We start from the raw sequence: 21,485 nt of genomic DNA on the forward strand, positions 1-21,485 counted from the left end.
CCCCCAGCTCGCGCAAACGGAGGGGGCTCAGGCGGCGCGCACGCGCGCCGCGGCGGCCGCGGCCACGCCGCGGACCACGTCGCCGACCACGATCACCGAAGGACTGGCCAGGCCCTCGCTTGCGATCGTCTCGGCCAGGTGGCCGAGCGTCGTCACCGCGTGGCGCTGGTCCGGCATCGAGGCGCGCTGGACGATCGCGACCGGGGTCTGGGGCGGCAGCCCGGCCAGCAGTTCACGCTGGATGCGCCCGGCACTGCGCACGCCCATGTAGATCACCAGCGTCAGGTGCGCATCGCGTGCCGCGGCGGCCAGCGCCTTCCAGTCCGGCGCATCGGCGCCGCTGCGCGCATGGCCGGTGAGGAAGACGACGCCCTGCGCGTGGTCGCGGTGCGTCAGCGGCACGCCGAGCGACGTCACCGCCGCCAGTCCCGACGTGATGCCATTGACGACTTCCACCTCGATGCCGGCGGCGCGCAGGTGTTCGACCTCCTCGCCGCCGCGGCCGAAGATGAAGGGATCGCCGCCCTTGAGGCGCACGACGCTTTCGCCTTCGCGCGCCGCCATCAGCATCAGCTTCTCGATGAACGCCTGCGGCGTGCTCTTGCAGCCGCCGCGTTTGCCGACGTAGACCACGCGCGCCGTCTTCGGCGCGTGGTCCACCACCTCGCGGCTGACGAGGTCGTCCACCAGCAGCAGCGAAGCCGACTGGATGGCCTTCAGCGCCTTCAGCGTCAGGAGTTCCGGATCGCCGGGGCCGGCGCCGACGAGGGTGACCTTGCCAGTGTTCATGCGCCAGCCATTCGCAAGATGTGTTCCACCTGCAGTCCCATCGACTCGGGCACGGGCTTGCGGCCGTCCAGCACGTCGCGGATGTAGGCGGCCGTGGTTTGCGGGTCCACTTCCTTCGGCAGGTCGGGCAGGTCGGTCAAGGTGCCCCTGCGGCCTTCCTGCAGCGGCAGCCGCGCGCCGCGCACGAAGCCTTCCATCTGCGGCAGGCGGCGCGCGTCGGCGACGACTTCGCCCTCGGTCCCGCGCAGCAGCAGGGCCGTGGTCCCCATGCGCTCGAACACGGCGCCCATGGACACCGCGTACTCCGGATGCGTGTAGCTGCTGACGACCACCGACGGGCCTTCGCACGGGTCCATCAGCTTGACCAGGCTGTGCGCGCTGTTGCGCAGGCCGATCGCCTTGCGGGCGTCCAGCAGGCGCTTGAGGCCGGGACACAGCAGCTCGGTGGGCAGGAAGGCGACCTGGCCGTCGCGCAGCACCGGCACCTCGGCCGAAGGCTGCACGTCCAGCATCTCCAGCACGTCGCGCACCAGCACGCGGGTGGATTCGGTGGCGGCGCCGTGGATGGCGACCGGCAAGCCGCTGCGCGCGACGAGTGCGGCCAGCAGCGGCGTCAGCACCGGCAGGCGGCGCGCGCCGTTGTAGCTGGGCAGGACGACGACGGCCCGACCGCTGGCGGAGGACACCTTGCGCAGGCGCGCGTCGGTGGCATCGAGGAAGCCGCACATCTCGTCCGGCGTCTCGCCCTTGACACGCATCGCGATGCAGAAGGCGCCGATCTCGAGGTCGCTCACCTGGCCGTCGAGGATCTGCCCGAACAGGTCGGCCGCCTGCTCGCGGGCGAGCGGGCGCGCGCCCTGCTTGCCGCGGCCGATCTCCTTGAGGTACTGGCTGATGCCCATCTGCGGCGATTGTCCCAGAGGCTTGATGACCGCTGGCTATAAGGCGAATCAGGCCGCCTGCCGCAAGGGAACCAGCGCACGGACCATGCGCTTGAGCTCGGGCACGCAGGAGCCGCAGTTGGTGCCGCAGCGCAGGCCGGCCTGCAGCGAGGCCAGGCGCTCGTCGGGCGTCCCGTCGGCGGTCGACAGGTGGCGCTCGATGGCGGGCGCCTCCACGCCGAAACAGCTGCAGACCTGCTTGCCTTTCGCCTGCAGGGCCACCGGGGCCTTGGCGCCGGGCGACAGCAGCAGCCGCCCATAGGCCTGGGCCGGCAGCTCCTGCACCAGCAAGGCCTTGAGCCAAGCTTCGGCGCTGGTGTCGCCCGCCAGCAGCACGGCTTCCAGGCGCAGGTCCGCGCCGTCGCGGCACACACGGATGCTGCGCCGCTGGCCCTTGCGCTTGTCCGCATAGCGCAGCGTCTCGGCGCCGGTGAGTCCCAGCACCTGTTCCAGACGCTGCAGCAGCTCCTCCGGCGGCGCCTCGTAGGCGGCGGCGCGGAACAGCAGCCCGCTGCGCTCGCGCGCCGCCGCCTGTTCCAGCGGCACGTTGTTGGCGAAGGGCACGCACGAGGCGAACGGGAAGGCGGCCATCAGGCCCTTCAGCGGTTCGCGCGCCGCCAGCGCGCCGTCCGGCAGCCAGCCCACCGCCAGCAGCGTCCACGGCAGTTCGGCCTTCAGGATCTTCACGGCCGCGTGCTTCAGCTCCGGCTGTTTCGAGGTCGGGCAGTACGCCGAGGTGGTGATGGCGTTCACGCCGGCCAGCGGTTCGCCCGTGCTCGAGAGACCGCCCAGGTATTCGCTGCCCCAATGCATTGCGATGAAGGCTTGGCTGGGGCCCAGTTCGGTGCTGGCCTGCGCCGGCAGCACGATCGACCCACGCTTGGAGGTGACGTGCACCAGCTCGCCCTCCTTCAGCCCGCGCCGCGCGAGGTCCTGCGGGTGCATCTGCACCACCGGCTCGGGCACGTGGCCGAAGAGCCGGCCCAGCGTGCCGGTGCGGCTCATGCCATGCCACTGGTCCCGCAGCCGGCCCGTGGTGAGCGAGAAGGGATAGCGCGATTCGCGCGGCTCCGCCAGCGGCTGGTAGGTGACGGCGGCGAAGCGGGCCTTGCCGTCCGGGGTCGGGAATACGCCGTCGGCGTAGAGCCGCGCGCGGCCCTCGGTCGCGCCGGCGGGGAAGGGCCATTGCTGCGGCGACTGCTCCAGCAGCGCGTAGCTGAGCCCGGTGATGTCCAGGTCGCGGCCACGTGTCGACTCGCGGTGCTCGCGCCAGATCGCCTCGGGTGTCGTGTACGGAAACAGCGAAGCCGCGCGCGGCGGCAGCCGTTTCTCGAGGCGCCGGCCGAAGTCGACCACGATGTCCCAGTCGTGCCGCGTGCTGCCGGGCGCCGGCACGGCCGCGCGCACGCGGCTGATGCGGCGCTCGCTGTTCGTGACGGTGCCTTCCTTCTCGCCCCAGGTGGTGGCGGGCAGCAGCAGGTCCGCGTAGTCGCAGGTGGACGTGGTCGCGAAGGCTTCCTGCACCACCACGAACTCGGCGCGCTCCAGTGCGCGGCGCACCACCTTCTGGTCCGGCATCGATTGCGCGGGGTTGGTGCAGGCGATCCACAGCGCCTTGATCTCGCCGTCGGCCGCCGCCTGGAACATCTCCACGGCGGTCTTGCCCGGCTTCTCGGGCACGGCGGGCACGCCCCACAACGCCGCGACTTCCGCGCGATGCCGCGGATCGGCGAGGTCGCGGTGCGCGGACAGCAGGTTGGCCAGGCCGCCGACCTCGCGGCCGCCCATGGCGTTGGGCTGGCCGGTCAGCGAGAACGGGCCCGCCCCGGCGCGGCCGATCTGCGCGGTGGCCAGGTGCAGGTTGACCAGCGCGGCGTTCTTGGCGGTGCCGCTGCTCGACTGGTTCAGGCCTTGGCAATAGAGGCTCAACGTGGCCGGCGAGGTGGCGAACCACTGCGCCGCGGTGAACAGGTCTTCCTTGCGGATGCCGCAGGTCTGGGCCACGAGGTCGGGCGTGCAGTCGCGCACCACCGCCTTCAGCGCCTCGAAGCCGCTGGTGTGGTTCGCGATGTAGTCCGGCTTGGTCCAGCCTTCCCACAGCATGATGTGCAGCAGGCCGTGGAACAGCATCACGTCGGTGCCGGGCTGGACCGGCAGGTACAGGTCGGCCAGCTCGGCGGTGTCGGTGCGGCGCGGATCGCAGAAGATCACCTTCAGGTCCGGCCGGGCGGCCTTGGCGTCCTCGATGCGGCGGAACAGGATCGGGTGCGCGAACGCCGTGTTGCTGCCGACGATGAAGATGCAGCCGGCGTGGTTCACGTCGTCGTAGCAGCTGGGTGGCGCGTCGGCCCCCAGCGTGAGCTTGTAGCCCGCCACCGCGCTGCTCATGCAGAGGCGCGAGTTGGTGTCGACGTTGTTGGTGCCGATCAGGCCCTTGGCCAGCTTGTTGAAGACGTAGTAGTCCTCGGTGAGCAGCTGGCCGGAGATGTAGAAGCCCACCGAATCCGGCCCATGCGCGCGGATCGTCTGCGCGAAGCGGTCGGCGGCGACCTCCAGCGCGACGTGCCAATCCACGCGCAGCGGCTTCTCGTCGCGGCGTTCGCGCAGCATCGGGTGCAGCAGGCGGGTCTGCCGCGTCACTTCCGCCGATGCCGTCAGGTGCAGCGTCGATCCCTTGGTGCACAGCCGGCCGAAGTTCGCCGGATGGTCCGGGTCGCCGCGCACGCCGGTGATCTGGCCGCCTTCGGACTGGATGACCACGCCGCAGCCCACGCCGCAGTACGGGCAGGTGGACTTCGTTTCCTTCACGCCCGGCGGCATTTCACTCCCCGTGCGGGGCCTGCACGCCGAAGGTGGCGTCGCCGAGCGCGCCCTTCGAGGCGCACGGGCCCGCCTTCGGTGCTTCCACGTCGAGCGCCAGCGTCGCCAGCTCCACCGGGTCGAGCAGCACGTGGCCGCCCTCGATGCGGCAGGAGAAGCGCTGCGTGCAGCCTTCGTCCGGGCCCTTGGCGCAGCCGTCGTCCAGGCCGATCGTCCAGTTGTGCAGCGGGCAGGCCACGCTGGTGCCGAACACGATCCCCTGCGACAGCGGGCCGCCCTTGTGCGGGCAGCGATCGAGCAGGGCGAACACCTGGTCCTCGCCGTTGCGGAACACCGCCACGTCCATGCCGCGCGGCCGCGCGACGCGGCGCGAACCGAGGACGGGAATGTCTTCCACGCGGCAGATCACCTTCCAGTCGTTCATCTTCATGCTTCCTGCCCCTCGGCCTGCAACTTCGTGAACTGCCGCGTGTCGACGGCGGCCTGCTCCTGCTGGAACCACGGATCGGGTTCGCCGTCCAGGGCGAACTGCAGCCGCTCCCACAGCGCCTTGCGGCCGGCGTGGTCCTCCAGGACCTTTTTCTTCACGTAGTCCAGCCCGACGCGGTTGATGTAGTGCACCGTGCGCTCCAGGTACCAGCCTTCCTCGCGATAGAGCTGCAGGAAGGCGCCGCTGTACTCCAGCACCTCCTCGGAGGTCTTCACCTTGCAGAAGAACTGGCCGGCCTCGGTCTTGATACCGCCGTTGCCGCCAACGTAGAGCTCCCAGCCGGAATCGACGCCGATCACGCCGACGTCCTTGATGCCCGATTCGGCGCAGTTGCGCGGGCAGCCGGACACCGCCAGCTTCACCTTGTGCGGCGCGTACATGCGCCAGAGCGCGCGTTCCAGGTCCTTGCCCATCTGGGTGGAGTCCTGGGTGCCGAAGCGGCACCACTCGCTGCCGACACAGGTCTTCACCGTGCGCAGCGCCTTGGCATAGGCATGGCCGGACGGCATGCCGATGTCCTTCCACACGTTCTGCAGGTCTTCCTTCTTCACGCCCAGCAGGTCGATGCGCTGGCCGCCGGTGACCTTGACCGTGGGGATCTGGTACTTGTCCACGACATCGGCGATGCGCCGCAGTTCGGCCGCCGTGGTCTCGCCACCCCACATGCGCGGGATCACCGAATACGTGCCGTCCTTCTGGATGTTGGCGTGGCTGCGTTCGTTGATGTAGCGCGACTGCGGGTCGTCCTTGGCCTCCTTGGGCCAGGTGGAGATCAGGTAGTAGTTCAGCGCCGGGCGGCAGGTGGCGCAGCCGTTGGGCGTGCGCCATTCCATGAACTTCATGGTGTCGGCGATCGTGACCAGCCGGTTGGCGCGCACCGCGTCGCGCACGTCCTGGTGGCTGTGGTCGGTGCAGCCGCACAAGGCCTTCTTCTTGGGCGCCGCGGAGTAGTCGCCGCCGGCGGTGAACATGATGATCTGCTCCACCAGCCCGGTGCAGGAGCCGCAGGAGGCGCTGGCCTTGGTGTGCTTGCGCACCTCGTCGAGCGTGAAGAGGCCTTTCTCCTTGATGGCTTTGCAGATGCTGCCCTTGCTGACGCCGTTGCAGCCGCAGACCTCGTCGCCGTCGGCCATGGCCGCGGCCTTGTTCTGGCCCTGGTGGCCGGCGTCGCCCAGGTTGGACTCGCCGAACATCAGCTTGTCGCGGATGTCGCCGATCTTGCGGCCCTCGCGCAGCAGCTTGAAGTAGTAGCTGCCGTCCACGGTGTCGCCATAGAGGCAGGCGCCGACCAGCTTGTCGTCCTTGATCACCAGCTTCTTGTAGACGCCGGCGAAAGGATCGCTCATCACGATCTCCTCGGTGCCGTCACCGCCCATGAAGTCGCCCGCCGAGAACAGGTCGATGCCGGTCACCTTCAGCTTGGTCGAGGTGAGCGAGCCGGTGTAGCGGCCGATGCCGAACTGCGCCAGGTGGTTGGCGGCCACCTTGGCCTGTTCGAACAGCGGCGCCACCAGGCCGTAGGCGATGCCGCGGTGCGCCGCGCATTCGCCCACCGAATAGATCCGCGCGTCGGTGACCGTCTGCAGGGTGTCGTGCACCACGACGCCGCGGCTGCAGAACAGGCCGGCCTTCTCGGCGAGCTCGGTGTTGGGGCGGATGCCGACCGCCATCACCACCAGGTCGGCGTCGACCTGGGTGCCGTCCTTGAACTTCACCGCGGACACCCGGCCGCTGTCGCCCGGGACGAGTTCCTGCGTCTGCGCGCCGATCAGGAACTTCAGGCCGCGGTCCTCCAGCGACTTCTGCAGCAGCTTGCCGGCCACGTCGTCGAGCTGCCGTTCCATGAGCCACGGCATCACGTGGACCACGCTCACGTCCATGCCCCGCTTCATCAGGCCGTTGGCGGCTTCCAGCCCCAGCAGGCCGCCGCCGATGACCACCGCCTTGCGGTACTTCTGCGCGGCCTCGATCATCGCGTTGGTGTCGGCGATGTCGCGATAGGCGATCACGCCCGGCAGGTCCTTGCCCGGCACCGGCAGGATGAAGGGGTTGGAGCCGGTGCACAGCAGCAGCCGGTCGTAGGGCTCCTCGGTGCCGTCCTCGGCCCGCACGACGCGGTGGACACGGTCGATCTCCACCACCTTCTTGCCGGCGTGCAGCCGGATGTGGTTCTGCTCGTACCACTCCCAGGAGTTCAGCACGATCTCGTCGAGCGTCTGCTCGCCCGCCAGCACCGGCGACAGCAGGATGCGGTTGTAGTTCGGGTGCGGCTCGGCGCCGAAGACCGTGACCTCGTACAGGTCGGGCGCGATCTTGAGCAGCTCCTCGAGCGTGCGCACGCCCGCCATGCCGTTGCCGATCATCACCAGTCTGGATTTCTTCATCGGGGACTCCTGTAATGCGTGAAGGTTCAGGCGCCGGCCATGGCGGGCTGGCGGCGGGCGCGGCCGCCGCGTTCGGCCCAGGTGCGGGTCCAGCGCGTCTGCATCAGGCGCATGACGACGAGCACCACCAGGGCGAGGCCGGCGAAGAGGAAGAAGCCCCAGGCGTAGCTGCCCAGGTATTGGCACGACAGACCCATCGTGCTGGGCACCAAGCCGCCGCCCAGCGCGCCGACCTCGCCGATCATGGAGCCGGCGACGGCGGTCGTCGCCGGCCAGCGCAGCGGCACGAGCTGGAACAGCGCGCCGTTGCCCGCGCCCAGCGCGGCGAAGCACACCATCAGCAGGACGGTGGTGAGCACCAGCGAATGGCCGCTGAAGCCCACCAGCACCAGCGAACCGCACACCGCCACCAGCACCACCGTCAGCGTGTTCAGGCCGCCCCAGCGGTCCGAGATCCAGCCGCCCACGATGCGCAGCGCGGCCCCCATGAAGGCCGCGAGCATCGTCAGCTGCCCGGCTTCGACCTTGCTCACGCCGAACTGCTCGAAGTAGTAGGAAGGCAGGAAGCTGGTCAGGCCGATGAAGCCGCCGAAGGTGACGCAGTAGATGACGCTGAACACCCAGCCGTCGTGCTCGAACAGGCAGGCCACGTGCTCGCGCAAGGTGCCGTGCTTGTTGACGTCGTCCGGCTCGCGGGCCCAGACCACCATGACGACCGCGGGCACGAGGATGCCGACCGCCGCCAGGCCGTACACCGCCTGCCAGCCGAGCCACTGGGCCAGGGGCGGCGCGAGCAGCACCGACACCGCGGTGCCCACGTTGCCGGCGCCCACGATGCCCATGGCCAGGCCCTTGTGCTGCGCCGGGAAGCTGCCGGAACCGAGCGAGAGCGCCACGCCGAAGCTGGCGCCGGCGATCCCCAGCAGCACGCCCATCGCCAGCAGGTCGCCGAAGGTGTCGACGAACAGCAGCCCGTAGGTCATGGCCACGCCGATCAGGCCCATCTCCACCAGCGTGGCCGCCTTGCGGCCGATGTACTGCGCGAGCAACCCCAGCGGAAAGCGCATCAGCGCACCGGCGACGATGGGGATCGACAGCATCAGGCCCATCTCCGCGGCGCTCAGGCGGTAGGCCTCCTTGATGAAGGGGGCCATGGCGCCATTGAGCACCCAGATCGCGCAGGAGAAGGCGAAGTAGAAGAACGCCGCGAACAGCGTGGGCAGGTGGCCGGACTGCAGGAAGGGTTTGGTGTCGCTCATCGTGTGTCTGGACCGGGGCGCAGCCGCGGCTCGCCCCCATGTGTTGGGTACAGGTCAGCACACCACGTTGTGCGCACGGCCGGCGGTACGATGCCCGGCCCGGGTGCGTCGTCACACCCGATGCCGTCTCCTTGCAGGGACCGTGCCAGCACGCTGGCATTGCGCTTGCACTGAACCCGTGCATCCGCCTGGAACCCCCCATGACCTCCGTCCTCCTGCTCTCCATGCCCGATCCCGGTGCACCGCCGCTCGCCGCCGACTTCGCCGCGGCCGGATTCGAGGTGCTCGGGACGGGGGATTGCGCCCACCTGGTGCGCGACACCTTGCGCGCGGCGCCCGAGGTGCTCGTGTGCTGGGCGCCGCGCCCCACGACGGAGCTGTTGCAGGCGGTCACCACCCTGCAGGCCCAGCAGGCCGTGCCGGTGCTGTGCTTCACGCAGGACGCCGGCGTCGAAGCGCTGCAGCAGGCACTGGAGGCGGGCGTGCACGCCTGGGTGGTGCAGGGTTACGCGCCGCAGCGGCTGCGGCCGCTGGTGCACCTGGCCATCGCGCGGGAAGCGCGCGAGCGCTCGCTGGTGGCGAAGGCGGCAGCGCTGGAGGAGAAGCTGGAAGACCGCAAGTGGGTCGACAAGGCCAAGGGCATCCTCATGCAGGTGCCGGACGTGAGCGAGGAACACGCCTTCCAGCTGCTGCGCACCGCTTCGATGCAGGGCAACCAGCGGGTCGGCGCGGTGTCGCGGCAGGTGATCGCGGCGGCGGGCGTCGCCGCGGCCATCAACCGCGCCGGCCAGCAGCGCATGCTGTCGCAGCGGCTGGTGAAGCTCTATGCGCTGGCGTGCAGCCGGACGGAAGGCGCGGCGGCAGCCCTGTTGATGCGCGAAAGCCTGCAGCGCGTCGACGACAACCTCTCCGCGCTGGGCCAGGACCTGTCCGCCGCCACTTTCGGCGACTTGGTGGCGGCCGCGCGAGAAGGCTGGCAGGCCCTGCGGGCGCTGCTGGTGCAGCCGCCGCGCGCGTCGGAACTGCAGCGGCTGGACGGGCTGGCGGACACCGTGCTGTCGCAGGCGGACGCGCTGGTCTCGGCCCTCGAATCCTCCGGCGTGGCGGCGCAGGTCGGCGTGATCAACGTCTCGGGCCGCCAGCGCATGCTCTCGCAGCGCATGGCCAAGCTGGCGTTGCTGCAGGCCGGCGATGCAGAGCCGGCGCGCTTCGAGCCGCTGCTGGCGGACACCGCGGCGGCCTTCGAGCAGGGGCTGGCCGCTCTGGAACGCGCGCCGCTGTCCACGCCGGAGATCCGCGCCATGCTGGCGCAGGGCCGCGCCGCCTGGGAGCGGCTGCGCGGTGCGGTCGCCCCGGCCCGGCAGGCCACGGGCCGCGTGGAGATCGCCGGCGCCAGCGAGGAACTGCTGGAGGTCTTCGACCGCCTCACCGCGTCGTACCAGCACAGCCTGCAGGTGCTGATCGGCTGAGGGGCGGTCTCCTAGGCGGCGGCCTTCTCCTTGCGCGAGAAGGCGCCGGCCCGGGCGCTGATCGGCTCCACCTTGCGCTGCTTCTCGTAGAGGAAGCTCAGGATCTCCTGGCGGCAGTGGTTGTACGTGGGGTCTTCGGCCAGCGCGATGCGGTTGCGCGGCCGCTCGAGCGGCACCGCGAGGATCTGGCCGATGGTGGCGGCCGGGCCGTTGGTCATCATCACCACGCGATCGGACATCAGCACCGCCTCGTCGACGTCGTGCGTGATCATCATGACGGTGTTGCCCAGCTCGGACTGGATGCGGATCACCTCGTCCTGCAGGTGCGCGCGGGTCAGCGCATCGAGGGCCCCGAAGGGTTCGTCAAGCAGCAGGACCTTGGGCTCCATCGCCAGCGCGCGGGCGATGCCCACCCGCTGTTTCATCCCGCCGGAGATCTGCGAGGGCAGCCGATCGAGCGCGTGCGACATGTTCACCATCGCCAGGTTGTGCAGGATCCAGTCCCTGCGCTCCGCCTTGGTGCGCGTGGCGCCGAAGATCTTGTCCACGGCGATTTCCACGTTCTGGTAGACCGTGAGCCAGGGCAGCAGCGAGTGGTTCTGGAACACCACCGCCCGGTCCGGCCCTGGCGCGTTCACCTCGCGGCCGTCGACGATCACGCCGCCCGAAGTGGCCTTCAGCAGGCCGGCCACGATGTTGAGCACCGTGGATTTGCCGCAGCCGGAGTGGCCGATCAGCGAGAGGTACTCGCCGCGCTTGACGTCCAGGTTGATGTTCTTCAGCACCGGGTTGCCGCCGTTGGCGCCGGGGAAGGTCATGTCGACTTGGGAGAGGGAGAGGTAGCCGTTGCTCATGGGGTGCCCTAGCTCGCGGCGGTGCCGCGGGTGACTTTCTTGCCGATGAAGGCGACGATGCGGTCCAGCGCGAAGCCGACCAGGCCGACGTAGACGAGCGCCAGGATGATGTCGCTGATGCGCGATGAGTTCCAGGCGTCCCAGATGAAGAAGCCGATGCCCACGCCGCCGATCAGCATCTCGGCGGCGATGATCGCCAGCCACGACAGGCCGACGCCGATGCGCAGGCCCGAGAAGATGAAGGGCGCCGCGGCGGGCAGCATGATCTTCGTGAAGTACTCGATGCCGTTGAGCCGGATCACCTTCGCGACGTTGCGGTAGTCCTCCGGGATGTTCCGGATGCCGATGGACGTGTTGATGATGATCGGCCAGATCGAGGTGATGAAGATGACGAAGATGGCGGACGGGTGGCCGTCGCGGAAGCCCGCCAGCGAGATCGGCAGCCAGGCCAGGGGCGGCACCGTGCGCAGCACCTGGAACAGCGGGTCGAGGCCGCGCAGCGCCCAGGTCGACTGCCCGACCAGAACGCCCAGGCTCACGCCGGCCAGCACCGCCAGCGAGTAGCCGTAGGCCACGCGCTTCAGGCTGGCGAGCAGCTGCCACGCGATGCCGACATCGTTGCCGCCGCGGTCGTAGAAGGGCTGGGTGATCAACTCCCAGGTGTCCTGCACCACCTTGCTGGGCGCGGGCAGGGCGGCGCCCGGGCGCGAGCCCAGCACCTCCCACACCAGGACGAGGAAGCCGATGATCACGAGGGGCGGCAGCACGTGCGTCATGAACACGCGGACGGCGTCGGTCAGCAACGCCACGGCGGGGCCGGGCTTGCGCGGCGCGCCCAGCGGCAGGGGCTGGATGGTGTCGGTCGTGTGCATGGCGGTCCTCAGGCGGCCTTGATGTTCTTGATCTCGAGCGAGTCGAGGTACTTCTTCGGGTTGGCGGGGTCGAACACCTTGCCGTCGAAGAACTTCTCGACGCCGCGCGAGGTGGAGGCCGGGATGTCCTTGGCGGCGACGCCGAGTTCCTTGGCGGCGGCTCGCCAGAGGTCTTCGCGGTTCACCTTCGCGATCAGCGCCTTGGTGTCGAGGTTCGCCGGCAGGTAGCCCCAGCGCTGGTTCTCGGTCAGGAACCACAGGTCGTGGCTCTGGAAGGGGTAGCTCGCGTGGTCCTTCCAGAAGCGCATCTGGTACTTGCTGTTCGCCTCCACCCGGCCGGTGCCGTAGTCGAAGTCGCCCTTGACGCGGTCGATCACGTCCTCGACCGGCGCGTTGATCCAGCGGCGGCGGGCGCAGATCTCGGCGACCTCCGTGCGGTTCTTCGGGTCCTCGCACCACATCTGGGCTTCCATCACCGCCTTGAGCAGCGCCTTGGTGGCGTTCGGGTTCGCCTGCACGTAGTCTGCGCGCATCGCGAAGGCCTTTTCCGGATGGTTCATCCAGAGTTCGCTGGTGGTCAGGGCGGTGTAGCCGATCTTCTGGTTGATCAGCTGCCGGTTCCAGGGCTCGCAAACGCAGAAGGTGTCCATGCTGCCCACCTTCATGTTGGCCACCATCTGCGGCGGCGGCACGGTGATGGTGTTGATGTCGCGGTTGGGGTCGACGCCGCCTGCCGCCATCCAGTAACGCATCCACATGTCGTGCGTGCCGCCGGGGAACGTCATGGCGGCGTTGACCGGCTTGCCGGTCTTCACGCGCTTGGCGAGCAGGGCCTTCTTGAAGTCCTTGTTGTCCAGGCCGACCTTCAGGTCCTTGTACTCGTTGGCCACCGAGATGCACTGCCCGCCCAGGTTCAGGCGGGCCAGGATCTGGATCGGCACCTGCACGTTGTTGGCCGTGACGGCGCCGGTCGAGATCAGGTAGGGCATGGGCGTCAGGATGTGCGCGCCGTCGATGCCGTTGCTCTTCGAGCCCAGCACCAGGTTGTCGCGCGTCGTGCCCCAGGACGACTGCTTCAGCACCTCGACTTCGGTCATGCCGTGCTTCTTGAAGAAGCCTTTCTCGTCGGCGACGAACAGGGGCGCGGCGTCGGTCAGCGCGATGAACCCCAGCTTGGCGGCCTTGGTCTCCAGCGCGGCGCCCTGCGCGCGCACGATGCCGGGGAAGAGGCCGGCGCCGCCCAGTGCCGCAGCGCCCTGCAGGACGGATCGGCGGGAGACCGTGGTGGATTTGCTTTGCATCGTTTGCTCCAGGTTGGGCGAGAAGAAAAAAGAAACGGCGTCCATCGCGCCGCGCACGGTGGTGCGCGGGGAGGGACGCCGTTGTCCGGATCAGGGGCGGGCACCGCCGTTGGCACCTGCTTCACGCGGAGATATGCAGGGACCGTGCCAGCGTTGGTGCACCGCAGCAGTGCGTGCTCAGCCGCCCGGCAGCACTTCCGCCAGCGACAGCACGGCCTGGGCGACGTCCACGATGCGCCGGTTCTGGTTCATCGCCATCTGGCGCAGCGCCTTGTACGCGTCCTCCTCGCTCAGGTGCCGGTGCGCCATCAGCAAGCCCTTGGCGCGCTCGACGACCTTGCGTTCGTTGAGGCTGGCGCGCACTTCGTCCAGCTCGTCGCCCATCGCCTGCAGGCGGCGCGCCTGCTCCTGCACCAGGGCGAGCACCGAGCGTTCGAGGTGCGGGCCGTACGCCGCGAGGGTGGCGGGGTCGGCGGCGCGCGCCTGGGCGGCGAAGGCCTCCAGCATGGTGCGCTGGTCCCGCAGTTCGGTACGGGCCTGCGCGATGCGCCGTTCGCACAGGCCGCGCAACCGGGCCGCCAGCAGGTCTTCCAGCGCCCGCATGCCGTCGATGCGGCGGGTGCACTGGGCGTACCACGCGTCGCTGAGCTCGGCGTCGAGCGCGCCCCGGGTGCCGAAGCCGAGGCGGCGCAGCCGCTCCAGCTGCGCCAGGGCCTCCGGATCCTGCGCCGCGCGCTCGGCCTGCAGCACCTCGGCGTCCGAGAAGTCGGTGAACACCTGCAGGCAGCCCTCCTGCGCGGCGACGAGGTGCCGCCAATGCTCCTGCCCGGCGGCATCGATGGTGCCGGCGGCGAAGGCCCGGGCGCCGAAGGCCCGTTCCTGCCCGGCGAATTCCTTGCCCTGCATGAAGTTGAAGAGCGCGACCAGCGCGCGCGAGATCTCCGGGTCCGTGGCGGCATCGGCGGCCTCGAACACCACCGCCAGCAGGGCCGCCACCAGCTTGTCGTAGGCGGCGGTCGCCTCGCCGGCGCGCAGCGCCTGCGCCGCGATGCGCTCGCGCAGCCGCGGCAGCCCGTCCAGTGCATGCAGCACCAGCGCGACCCGGCTGAAGAGGCGCGAGCCGTTGCGGGCGTGGGCATCTTCCGTGTCCAGGCCATCGAAGGCGGCCCGCACCTCCGCCTCGGCCGCCGCGCCGTCCGCCACCTGCTGCGTGCGCTGGCTGGCGAAACGCGCGCCGCGCGAGCTGAGGAAGATGTTGGCCATGCCGCGTTCCCGCTGCAGCGCGTGCACGAATCGGCCGATCACCCCCACCAGCGCGCTGGTGCGGGCCAGCTGCTCGAGTTCCGCGATCTCGCACTGGCGGGCGGCGAGCAGGAAGCGGGTGCCGGAGGTCATCCGGGCAGGTGCAGCAACAAGCATGCCGAGGCGGGGGAAAAGGCCCGGCCGCTACACTCGGACGCATGCTGGTGCTGGGAATCGAGTCCTCGTGCGACGAGACCGGGGTGGCCGTCGTCGAGGCCACCGGCCCCGGCGTGCCCGTGCTGCGCGCGCATGCCTTGCACAGCCAGGTCGACATGCACCAGGCGTATGGCGGCGTGGTGCCGGAACTGGCCAGCCGCGACCACATCCGCCGGGTGCTGCCGCTGGCGCAGGACGTGCTGGCCCGCTCCGGCTGCGCCCTGCCGGACATCGATGTCGTCGCCTACACCCGCGGCCCCGGACTGGCGGGCGCGCTGCTGGTCGGCGCGGGCGTCGCCTGCGCCCTGGGCGCGGCCCTGGGCAAGCCGGTGCTGGGCGTGCACCACCTCGAGGGCCACCTGCTGTCGCCTTTCCTGAGCCGCGATCCGCCGGAGTTCCCGTTCGTGGCCTTGCTGGTCTCCGGCGGCCACACGCAGCTGATGCAGGTCGACGGCGTCGGGCGCTACGCGCTGCTGGGCGAAACCATCGATGACGCGGCCGGCGAAGCCTTCGACAAGTCGGCCAAGCTCCTGGGCCTCGGCTATCCGGGCGGTCCGGCCCTGTCGCGGCTGGCGGAGCAGGGCGACCCCGAAGCCTTCAAGCTGCCGCGGCCGCTGCTGCACAGCGGCGACCTCGACTTTTCCTTCGCCGGGCTGAAGACGGCCGTGCTCACGCAGGCGAAGAAGCTCGGCGACGGGCTGGAAGCGCGCAAGGCCGACCTCGCGGCCGCGACGGAGGCAGCCATCGTCGACGTGCTGGTGCGCAAGTCGCTGGCCGCGCTGGATGCGAGCGGACTGCAGCGCATCGTGGTCGCCGGCGGCGTCGGCGCCAACCGGCGGCTGCGCGCGCAGCTCGACGCCGCCTGCGGCCGGCGCGGCGTGCGCGTCCACTATCCCGAGCTGGCCCTGTGCACCGACAACGGCGCCATGATCGCGATGGCCGCCGCCATGCGGTTGCAGGCCGGGGTGCAGGAGGCGCAGCCGTTGTATGCCTTCGACGTCAAGCCGCGCTGGCCGCTGCAGGAGCTGGCCGCCGCGTAACCGCCCCGTGCCGGCCAGCGGGACCGTGCGTCGTAGGGATGCGGCTCCCATGGTTCACCCGGAGTCTCGCGCGCGCGTGGCCCCCTAAGATGAAGCCATGAACGCGCACGCGCCATCGACCGGCTTCACCGATGCGGCTGCCATGTGGGACCGGCGCTTCTCCGAATCCGGCTACCTGTTCGGCACCGAGCCCAACGCCTGGCTGCGCGACCATGCGGACCTCTGGCACGCCGGGCAGCGGGTGCTGTGCGTGGCCGACGGCGAAGGGCGCAACAGCGTGTTCCTGGCCGACCGTGGCCTGATCGTCGACGCCTTCGACATCTCGGAGGTGGGCGTGCGCAAGGCGCGCGATTTCGCCCGCATCACCGGCGTGAAGGTCAATTTCGCCATTGCCGATGTCGCGCGGCTGTCCTGGCCCGAAAGCCTGTACGACGGCGTGGTGGCCATCTTCATCCAGTTCGCCGACCCCGAGCTGCGCCGGCGCATCTTCCACGGCATGGTGCGCTGCCTCAAGCCGGGCGGCTTGCTGGTGCTGCAGGGCTACACCCCGAAGCAGCTGGATTACCGTACCGGCGGGCCCGGCATCGAATCGCACCTGTACACCGCGAGCCAGCTGCGCGAATCCTTCGCGGGCATCGAGATCCTGGAGCTGCGCGAGTACGAGGCCGAACTGGCCGAGGGCTCCGCCCACCGCGGCCACTCCGCGCTGGTCGGCCTGGTGGCGCGCAAGCCGCTCGCCTAGCGCGCCTGGCCCCGCCCGAACCACTCGCTCCAGTAGTCCAGGCAGGCCTTGATCTTGGGCAGCCGGTGGCGCAGGCCGGCGGTGACCGCGTAGACCGGCACCGGGCGCAGGTCGACGAACTCCGCCAGCACGGGCACCAGCCGCCCCTCGCGCACCAGCACGTCACCCACCAGCGTGGCGAGCCGGCCGATGCCGAGCCCTTGCAGCACCATGGTGGCCGCCATGTTGGTGTCGTTCGCGCTCCAGCGGCCCTGCGCGTGGAAGGTGAGGGGCTCGCCACCGACGCGGAACGGCCACTCGTTGAGCAGGGGCACGGCGCTGTTGGTCACCAGCGCGTGTTGCGCCAGTTCCGCCGGCTGCAGCGGCAGGGCGTGCGCCTGCGCATACGCGGGCGCCGCATACAGCGCGCGCCCCAGCGTCCCGACCTGGCGTGCGACGACGGTGTCCGGCAGGCTGGTCGCCGTGCGGATCGCGATGTCGATGCCGTCGCGGGCCATGTCCAGCATGCGGTCGCCGATGTCCAGGTCGACCTGCAGGCGCGGATGCCGCGCGCCCAAGCCCGGCAGGCTGGGCACCAGCTGGTACTGGGCGACCACCGTGCTGGCCGCCACGCGCACGCGTCCGCTCGGCTCGCCCGAACGCTCGGCGAATTCGCCTTCGAGTTCTTCCAGCGTCAGGATCGCGCGGCGGCTGTACGCGAGGAAGGTGCGGCCTTCGTCGGTGAGCGAGAGGCCATGCGTCGAACGGTTCATGAGGCGCGCGCCGCAGGCCTTTTCCAGCCGCGCGAGCGTGCGCGAGACCTGGCTCACGGGCACGTCGCGCTCGCGCGCCGCGGCGGACAGCGAGCCCAGGTCGGCCACGCGGGCATAGAGGGCCAGTTCGTCCAGCTGCAGGTTGCGCATGCGCGGATGGTAGCCAGCCCCGGCGGGCCTTGCAGCGCGTGCAAAAGCACTTTGCGGCGGCCGGCGTTTCCCGCAGGGGGGCGGATTCCTAGAGTGGAGGCACCTTCCAACCCAGGAGCTTTCCATGCACCACCCGCACACCGAAGACTACGCCCGGCTGATGGCCGCGGCGCAACTGCGCGCCCACCGCCTGCGGCGCGAAGCGATCCAGGCGTTCTGGGACGAGGTCGCGCGGCGCCTGCGCGGCGCCTGGCGCACGCTGGCGAGGGGCTGACCATGCCGATGCTGCAACTGAAGGTCTCGCCCCCGCAGGATGCCCGCCGCCGCACGCTGCTCGCGCAGCGCATCACGGCCCTGACCCACGAAACCCTGGGCAAGCGCGTGCCGGTGACGGCGCTGGTCATCGAGGACCTGCCGAAGGACCGCTGGTTCATCGGCGCCGAGCCGCCGCCCGAGGCCGCCGCCTGGCTGGAGATCAGCATCACGCAGGGCACCAACACCAACGACGAGAAGCAGGCGTTCGTCGAGCGCACCTGGCAGGAGCTCGCGCAGCAGCTCGGGCCGCTGGCCGAGGCGAGCTACGTGATCGTGCGGGAGGTGCCGGCGACCGACTGGGGCTTCGGCGGCATGACGCAGGAGGCGCGCAAGAAAAGCAGAACGCCCGCGCTTTGAGGGCGCGGGCGCTGCGGCGGACGGGTGCGGCTTACTTGACTTCGATCGAGCGGGCCGTCACCACCGGCTTCTTCTTGGCCAGGGTGAGCGTCAGCACGCCGTGTTCGAGCTTCGCGCTGGTCGCCTCGGCATCGATCTCGGCGGGCAGCTCGTAGGCCGCCTTGTACTGGCGCGGGGCGTCGGCGACGGTCTGCACGCGGACCACGGTGCCGTCGACGTCGATGGTGAGCTGCTCACGCGCGACACCGGGCACGTCCAGCGACACGGTCCAGGCTTCCTCGGACTGCTCCACCTTCACGCCGGCCACGGCGGGCGCGAAGGATTCGTTCAGGAAGCGCTCGAAGCTGCGGTCGAAGGCGCGTGCGGGCACGTAGGCGCGGGTGCGAAGGGCGGGGGCGAAAAACATGGTTCCAACTCCTGTCTGTGATCGGGTGGGACTCGGCACGATCGGTGCCTGTGCGTCCCTTACACTGCGCGGCTTTCATTCGATCGCCGCCTGGTCACCATCTGCGCACCGGGCCGCGCATTTCAAGGGAACAGCACGCATGAAATATCCGCGCCGCGCGGTCTTGAAATCCCTCGCCGCGACGGCATTTCTGCCCGCCTTCGCCCGTGCGCAGCCGGCCGCGCCGGTGCGGCTGGCGATGATCGAAGGACTCTCCGGCGGCAACGCCAACGGCGGCGAGGCGGTGTTCCGCAACCTGGTGTGGGCCGTGGAGCGCGTCAACGAGCGCGGCGGGGTGCGCACCCGCGAAGGCGCGCGGCCGCTGCAGCTGGCGCGCTACGACAGCAAGGGGCAGATCGAGGAAGCGCTCACCGCCTTCCGCTCCGCCGTCGACGAGGGCGCGCGCGTGATCCTGCAGGGCAATTCGTCGGCGGTGGCCGCGGCGCTGATCGAGGCCGTGAACCGCCACAACGAACGCGACCCGCAGCGGCGCGTGGTGTTCCTGAACTACTCCGCGGTCGACCCGATCCTCACCAACGAGAAGTGCAGCTTCTGGCACTTCCGGTTCGATGCGCACGCCGACATGCGCATGGCGGCCCTGATGTCGGTGCTCCGCGAGGACCGCGCCGTGAAGTCGGCCTACCTGATCGGGCAGGACTACAGCTTCGGGCAGGCCGTGCTGCGCGAGGCGCGCCGGCAGCTCGCCGCGCAGCGCCCCGACGTGCAGGTGGTCGGGGACGAACTGCACCCGCTGCTGCGCGTGAAGGATTTCGCGCCCTACGCGGCCAAGATCCGCGCGAGCGGCGCCGACGCCGTGATCACCGGAAATTTCAGCGCCGACCTGACGCTGCTGGTCAAGGCGGCACGCGAAGCCGGGTTCGAGGGCCGCTTCTACACCTTCTACGGCAATGCGCTCGGAGCGCCCGCCGCCCTGGGCGAGGCCGGCATCGGCAAGGTGCTGGCGGTGGCCGACTGGCTGCCCAACCTGCCCACGCGCGAAAGCGAAGCCTTCTATCAGGCCTTCCGCCGCCGCTACCCCAGCCCCGCCGACGACTACGTGCACATGCGCATGCAGATGATGGTCGAGGCGCTGGCGCAGGCGATCGACAAGGCCGGCAGCGCCGACGCCCTGGCCATCGCTTCCGCGCTGGAGCAGGTGCGCGTCACCTTCGCGGGGCAGTCCGGCCACATGCGCGCCGCCGACCACCAGTTCCAGCAGCCGCTGGTGGTGGGCGTCATGGACCGCCAGGGCACGCCCGGCGTGAAGTTCGACGTGGAAGGCTCCGGCTACGGCTTCAGGGTGGTCCGCACCCTGGCGCCGATGCAGGCGGAAATGCCCCACGCGTGCAGGATGGCCCGTCCGGCGGGATACTGAGGCCCCATGCGCCAGACCGTCCAGAACCTCGAAGAATCCAAGATCCGCGAAGTCGCCAATGCCGGCATGGGGCGCAGCGACGTGCTGGCGTTCTGGTTCGGCGAAAGCGACGAGGTCACCCCCGACTTCATCCGCGAGGCCGCCATCGCCTCGCTGCGCGCGGGTGAAACTTTCTATGCCCACAACCTCGGCTTGCCGGAGTTGCGCGAGGCGATCGCTGCCTATGCTTCCCGGCTGCATGGCCACGTCGCCGCCGACCGCATCGGCGTCACCTCCGGCGGCGTCAACGCGCTGATGCTGGCCTGCCAGGCCGTGGTGGACGCCGGCGACGAGGTCGTGGCGGTCACGCCGGTCTGGCCGAACCTCACGGCGCAGGCGGTGATCATGGGCGCCAGGCTCAAGCGCGTGTCGCTGCAGCCGCGGGACGGCGCCTGGACGCTGGACCTGCAGGCGCTGCTGGACGCCGTCACGCCCGCCACCCGGCTGCTGATCGTCAACGCGCCCAACAATCCCACCGGCTGGACGCTCACCCGGGCGGAGCAGGAGGCGATCCTGGCCCACTGCCGCCGCACCGGCACCTGGATCCTGGCCGACGAGGTGTACGAGCGCCTGTACTACGAAGCCACGCCGAACGGCTGCGCCCCCAGTTTCCTGGACGTGGCCCGGCCGGACGACCGGCTGGTCGTGGCGCACAGCTTCTCCAAGAGCTTCCTCATGACCGGGTGGCGCCTGGGCTGGCTGGTGATGCCGCCGGACATGACCCACCACATGGGCAAGCTGATCGAGTTCAACACCTCCTGCGCCAGCGTGTTCACGCAACGCGCGGCCATCGAGGCGATCCGCCGCACCGACGAAGTGACGCCGCGGGTGGTGGCGCACCTGAAGGCCTGCCGCGACACCCTGGTGCCGCTGCTGCAGGCGTTGCCGGGGGTCGAGCTCAGCCCTGCGAAGGGCGGCATGTACGCCTTCTTCAAGCTCGACGGCTACGACGATTCGCTGGCGCTCGCCAAGCGGCTGGTCGCCGAGGCGGGGATCGGCCTGGCGCCGGGCAATGCCTTCGCGCCGGAGGCACAGGGCTGGCTGCGCTGGTGCTTCGCTTCGAAGGACCTGGCGCGGCTGCGCCAGGGCGTGGACCGGCTGGCCACCTGGCAGGCCAAATAGCCCCCCGGCGGGCGGGCCAGCCCGGTCCGCTATAATCCGCGGGTTCTGCTTTCCAGCAGAGCGCACGCAGGGCCGCAGTTCCGGCAGCCCTGCGCAAGTCAACAACTTTCAAGGACACACCATGACCGCCATCAACAAGGCAGAGGTCGTTTCCGCGCATGCGCGCGGCGCCAACGACACCGGCAGCCCAGAAGTGCAAGTCGCGCTGCTGACCGCCCGCATCAACGAACTCACCCCGCACTTCAAGACGCACGCCAAGGACCACCACGGCCGCCGCGGCCTGCTGCGCATGGTGAACCGCCGCAAGAGCCTGCTCGCGTACCTGAAGAACAAGGACGCCGAGCGCTACACCTCGCTGATCACCAAGCTGGGCCTGCGCAAGTAAGCGCCGGTTCCGCCACGAGACGCCTGAGACAGTTCTGACGACTGCTCAGGCGTTTTTCACTTCGGAGCGGCCGGACCGGATACGCGCTGTGTCATTCCTGGGGGGTTCGGGCCTCCCGAGCCCCGC

Annotated in this window: 20 protein-coding genes; 8 read left to right on the top strand and 12 right to left on the bottom strand. The window is 70.1% G+C overall.

Annotated elements, in window-relative coordinates:
* Window positions 1–27: 27 nt before the first annotated feature.
* From cobA to IM787_RS13735, 6 genes are read right to left on the bottom strand one after another with little or no spacing between them, the layout of a single operon-like run.
* Window positions 28–789 carry a uroporphyrinogen-III C-methyltransferase gene (cobA, locus tag IM787_RS13710; RefSeq protein ID WP_193677249.1) on the bottom strand — a complete coding sequence of 254 codons (762 nt, stop codon included), beginning with the start codon at window positions 787–789 and terminating at the stop codon, window positions 28–30.
* On the bottom strand, window positions 786–1,691 hold the full coding sequence (gene ybiB, locus IM787_RS13715) for a DNA-binding protein YbiB (protein WP_193677250.1): 906 nt from the start codon (window positions 1,689–1,691) through the stop codon (window positions 786–788). The genes cobA and ybiB overlap by 4 nt, the downstream gene beginning before the upstream one ends.
* Before the next feature lie 48 nt (window positions 1,692–1,739).
* Window positions 1,740–4,538, bottom strand: coding sequence for a nitrate reductase (locus IM787_RS13720; protein ID WP_193677251.1), 2,799 nt, complete (start codon window positions 4,536–4,538; stop codon window positions 1,740–1,742).
* 13 nt (window positions 4,539–4,551) lie between these two features.
* A complete protein-coding gene (gene nirD, locus IM787_RS13725) occupies window positions 4,552–4,974 on the bottom strand; it encodes a nitrite reductase small subunit NirD (RefSeq protein WP_193677857.1) in 423 nt (140 codons plus the stop codon).
* Between the two features lie 2 nt (window positions 4,975–4,976).
* On the bottom strand, window positions 4,977–7,424 hold the full coding sequence (gene nirB / locus IM787_RS13730; protein ID WP_193677252.1) for a nitrite reductase large subunit NirB: 2,448 nt from the start codon (window positions 7,422–7,424) through the stop codon (window positions 4,977–4,979).
* Window positions 7,425–7,450: 26 nt separating this feature from the next.
* Window positions 7,451–8,683, bottom strand: coding sequence for an MFS transporter (locus IM787_RS13735; RefSeq protein WP_193677253.1), 1,233 nt, complete (start codon window positions 8,681–8,683; stop codon window positions 7,451–7,453).
* Between the two features lie 200 nt (window positions 8,684–8,883).
* Between IM787_RS13735 and IM787_RS13740 the strand changes: the two genes are divergently transcribed.
* Window positions 8,884–10,152 carry a type IV pili methyl-accepting chemotaxis transducer N-terminal domain-containing protein gene (locus IM787_RS13740; protein WP_193677254.1) on the top strand — a complete coding sequence of 423 codons (1,269 nt, stop codon included), beginning with the start codon at window positions 8,884–8,886 and terminating at the stop codon, window positions 10,150–10,152.
* Between the two features lie 11 nt (window positions 10,153–10,163).
* On the opposite strand, the gene IM787_RS13745 is transcribed toward IM787_RS13740, so the two are convergent.
* The 4 genes from IM787_RS13745 to IM787_RS13760 form a co-directional block, all read right to left on the bottom strand.
* Window positions 10,164–11,006 (bottom strand): ABC transporter ATP-binding protein, encoded by an 843-nt coding sequence (locus IM787_RS13745; RefSeq protein ID WP_193677255.1) that lies wholly within the window; start codon window positions 11,004–11,006, stop codon window positions 10,164–10,166.
* 8 nt (window positions 11,007–11,014) lie between these two features.
* Window positions 11,015–11,878 (bottom strand): nitrate ABC transporter permease, encoded by an 864-nt coding sequence (ntrB, locus tag IM787_RS13750; RefSeq protein ID WP_193677256.1) that lies wholly within the window; start codon window positions 11,876–11,878, stop codon window positions 11,015–11,017.
* Window positions 11,879–11,886: 8 nt separating this feature from the next.
* A complete protein-coding gene (locus IM787_RS13755) occupies window positions 11,887–13,179 on the bottom strand; it encodes a CmpA/NrtA family ABC transporter substrate-binding protein (protein WP_193677257.1) in 1,293 nt (430 codons plus the stop codon).
* A gap of 177 nt (window positions 13,180–13,356) precedes the next feature.
* Window positions 13,357–14,574 carry a nitrate regulatory protein gene (locus tag IM787_RS13760; protein WP_193677258.1) on the bottom strand — a complete coding sequence of 406 codons (1,218 nt, stop codon included), beginning with the start codon at window positions 14,572–14,574 and terminating at the stop codon, window positions 13,357–13,359.
* A gap of 65 nt (window positions 14,575–14,639) precedes the next feature.
* On the opposite strand from IM787_RS13760, the gene tsaD reads away from it, so the two are divergent.
* Together tsaD and IM787_RS13770 are read left to right on the top strand one after the other, a co-directional pair.
* Window positions 14,640–15,677, top strand: coding sequence for a tRNA (adenosine(37)-N6)-threonylcarbamoyltransferase complex transferase subunit TsaD (tsaD, locus tag IM787_RS13765; RefSeq protein WP_193677259.1), 1,038 nt, complete (start codon window positions 14,640–14,642; stop codon window positions 15,675–15,677).
* 97 nt (window positions 15,678–15,774) lie between these two features.
* Complete coding sequence (locus IM787_RS13770) at window positions 15,775–16,419, top strand: class I SAM-dependent methyltransferase (RefSeq protein WP_227494376.1); 645 nt, start codon at window positions 15,775–15,777, stop codon at window positions 16,417–16,419.
* On the opposite strand, the gene IM787_RS13775 is transcribed toward IM787_RS13770, so the two are convergent.
* Window positions 16,416–17,321 (bottom strand): LysR family transcriptional regulator, encoded by a 906-nt coding sequence (locus tag IM787_RS13775; protein WP_193677260.1) that lies wholly within the window; start codon window positions 17,319–17,321, stop codon window positions 16,416–16,418. The genes IM787_RS13770 and IM787_RS13775 overlap by 4 nt on opposite strands.
* Before the next feature lie 124 nt (window positions 17,322–17,445).
* On the opposite strand from IM787_RS13775, the gene IM787_RS13780 reads away from it, so the two are divergent.
* Window positions 17,446–17,595 (top strand): hypothetical protein, encoded by a 150-nt coding sequence (locus IM787_RS13780; protein WP_193677261.1) that lies wholly within the window; start codon window positions 17,446–17,448, stop codon window positions 17,593–17,595.
* Window positions 17,596–17,597: 2 nt separating this feature from the next.
* Window positions 17,598–17,993 (top strand): tautomerase family protein, encoded by a 396-nt coding sequence (locus tag IM787_RS13785; protein WP_193677262.1) that lies wholly within the window; start codon window positions 17,598–17,600, stop codon window positions 17,991–17,993.
* Window positions 17,994–18,024: 31 nt separating this feature from the next.
* On the opposite strand, the gene IM787_RS13790 is transcribed toward IM787_RS13785, so the two are convergent.
* On the bottom strand, window positions 18,025–18,399 hold the full coding sequence (locus tag IM787_RS13790; protein ID WP_193677263.1) for an Hsp20/alpha crystallin family protein: 375 nt from the start codon (window positions 18,397–18,399) through the stop codon (window positions 18,025–18,027).
* 139 nt (window positions 18,400–18,538) lie between these two features.
* On the opposite strand from IM787_RS13790, the gene IM787_RS13795 reads away from it, so the two are divergent.
* From IM787_RS13795 to rpsO, 3 genes are all read left to right on the top strand, one after another.
* Window positions 18,539–19,813 carry a branched-chain amino acid ABC transporter substrate-binding protein gene (locus IM787_RS13795; protein ID WP_193677264.1) on the top strand — a complete coding sequence of 425 codons (1,275 nt, stop codon included), beginning with the start codon at window positions 18,539–18,541 and terminating at the stop codon, window positions 19,811–19,813.
* Between the two features lie 6 nt (window positions 19,814–19,819).
* Complete coding sequence (locus IM787_RS13800; RefSeq protein WP_193677265.1) at window positions 19,820–20,974, top strand: pyridoxal phosphate-dependent aminotransferase; 1,155 nt, start codon at window positions 19,820–19,822, stop codon at window positions 20,972–20,974.
* A gap of 121 nt (window positions 20,975–21,095) precedes the next feature.
* A complete protein-coding gene (gene rpsO / locus IM787_RS13805) occupies window positions 21,096–21,359 on the top strand; it encodes a 30S ribosomal protein S15 (protein ID WP_193677266.1) in 264 nt (87 codons plus the stop codon).
* Window positions 21,360–21,485 lie beyond the last annotated feature (126 nt).

The sequence above is a fragment of the Ramlibacter pallidus genome (assembly GCF_015070875.1).
In the GTDB taxonomy this organism is placed as follows: Bacteria; Pseudomonadota; Gammaproteobacteria; order Burkholderiales; family Burkholderiaceae_C; genus Ramlibacter; species Ramlibacter pallidus.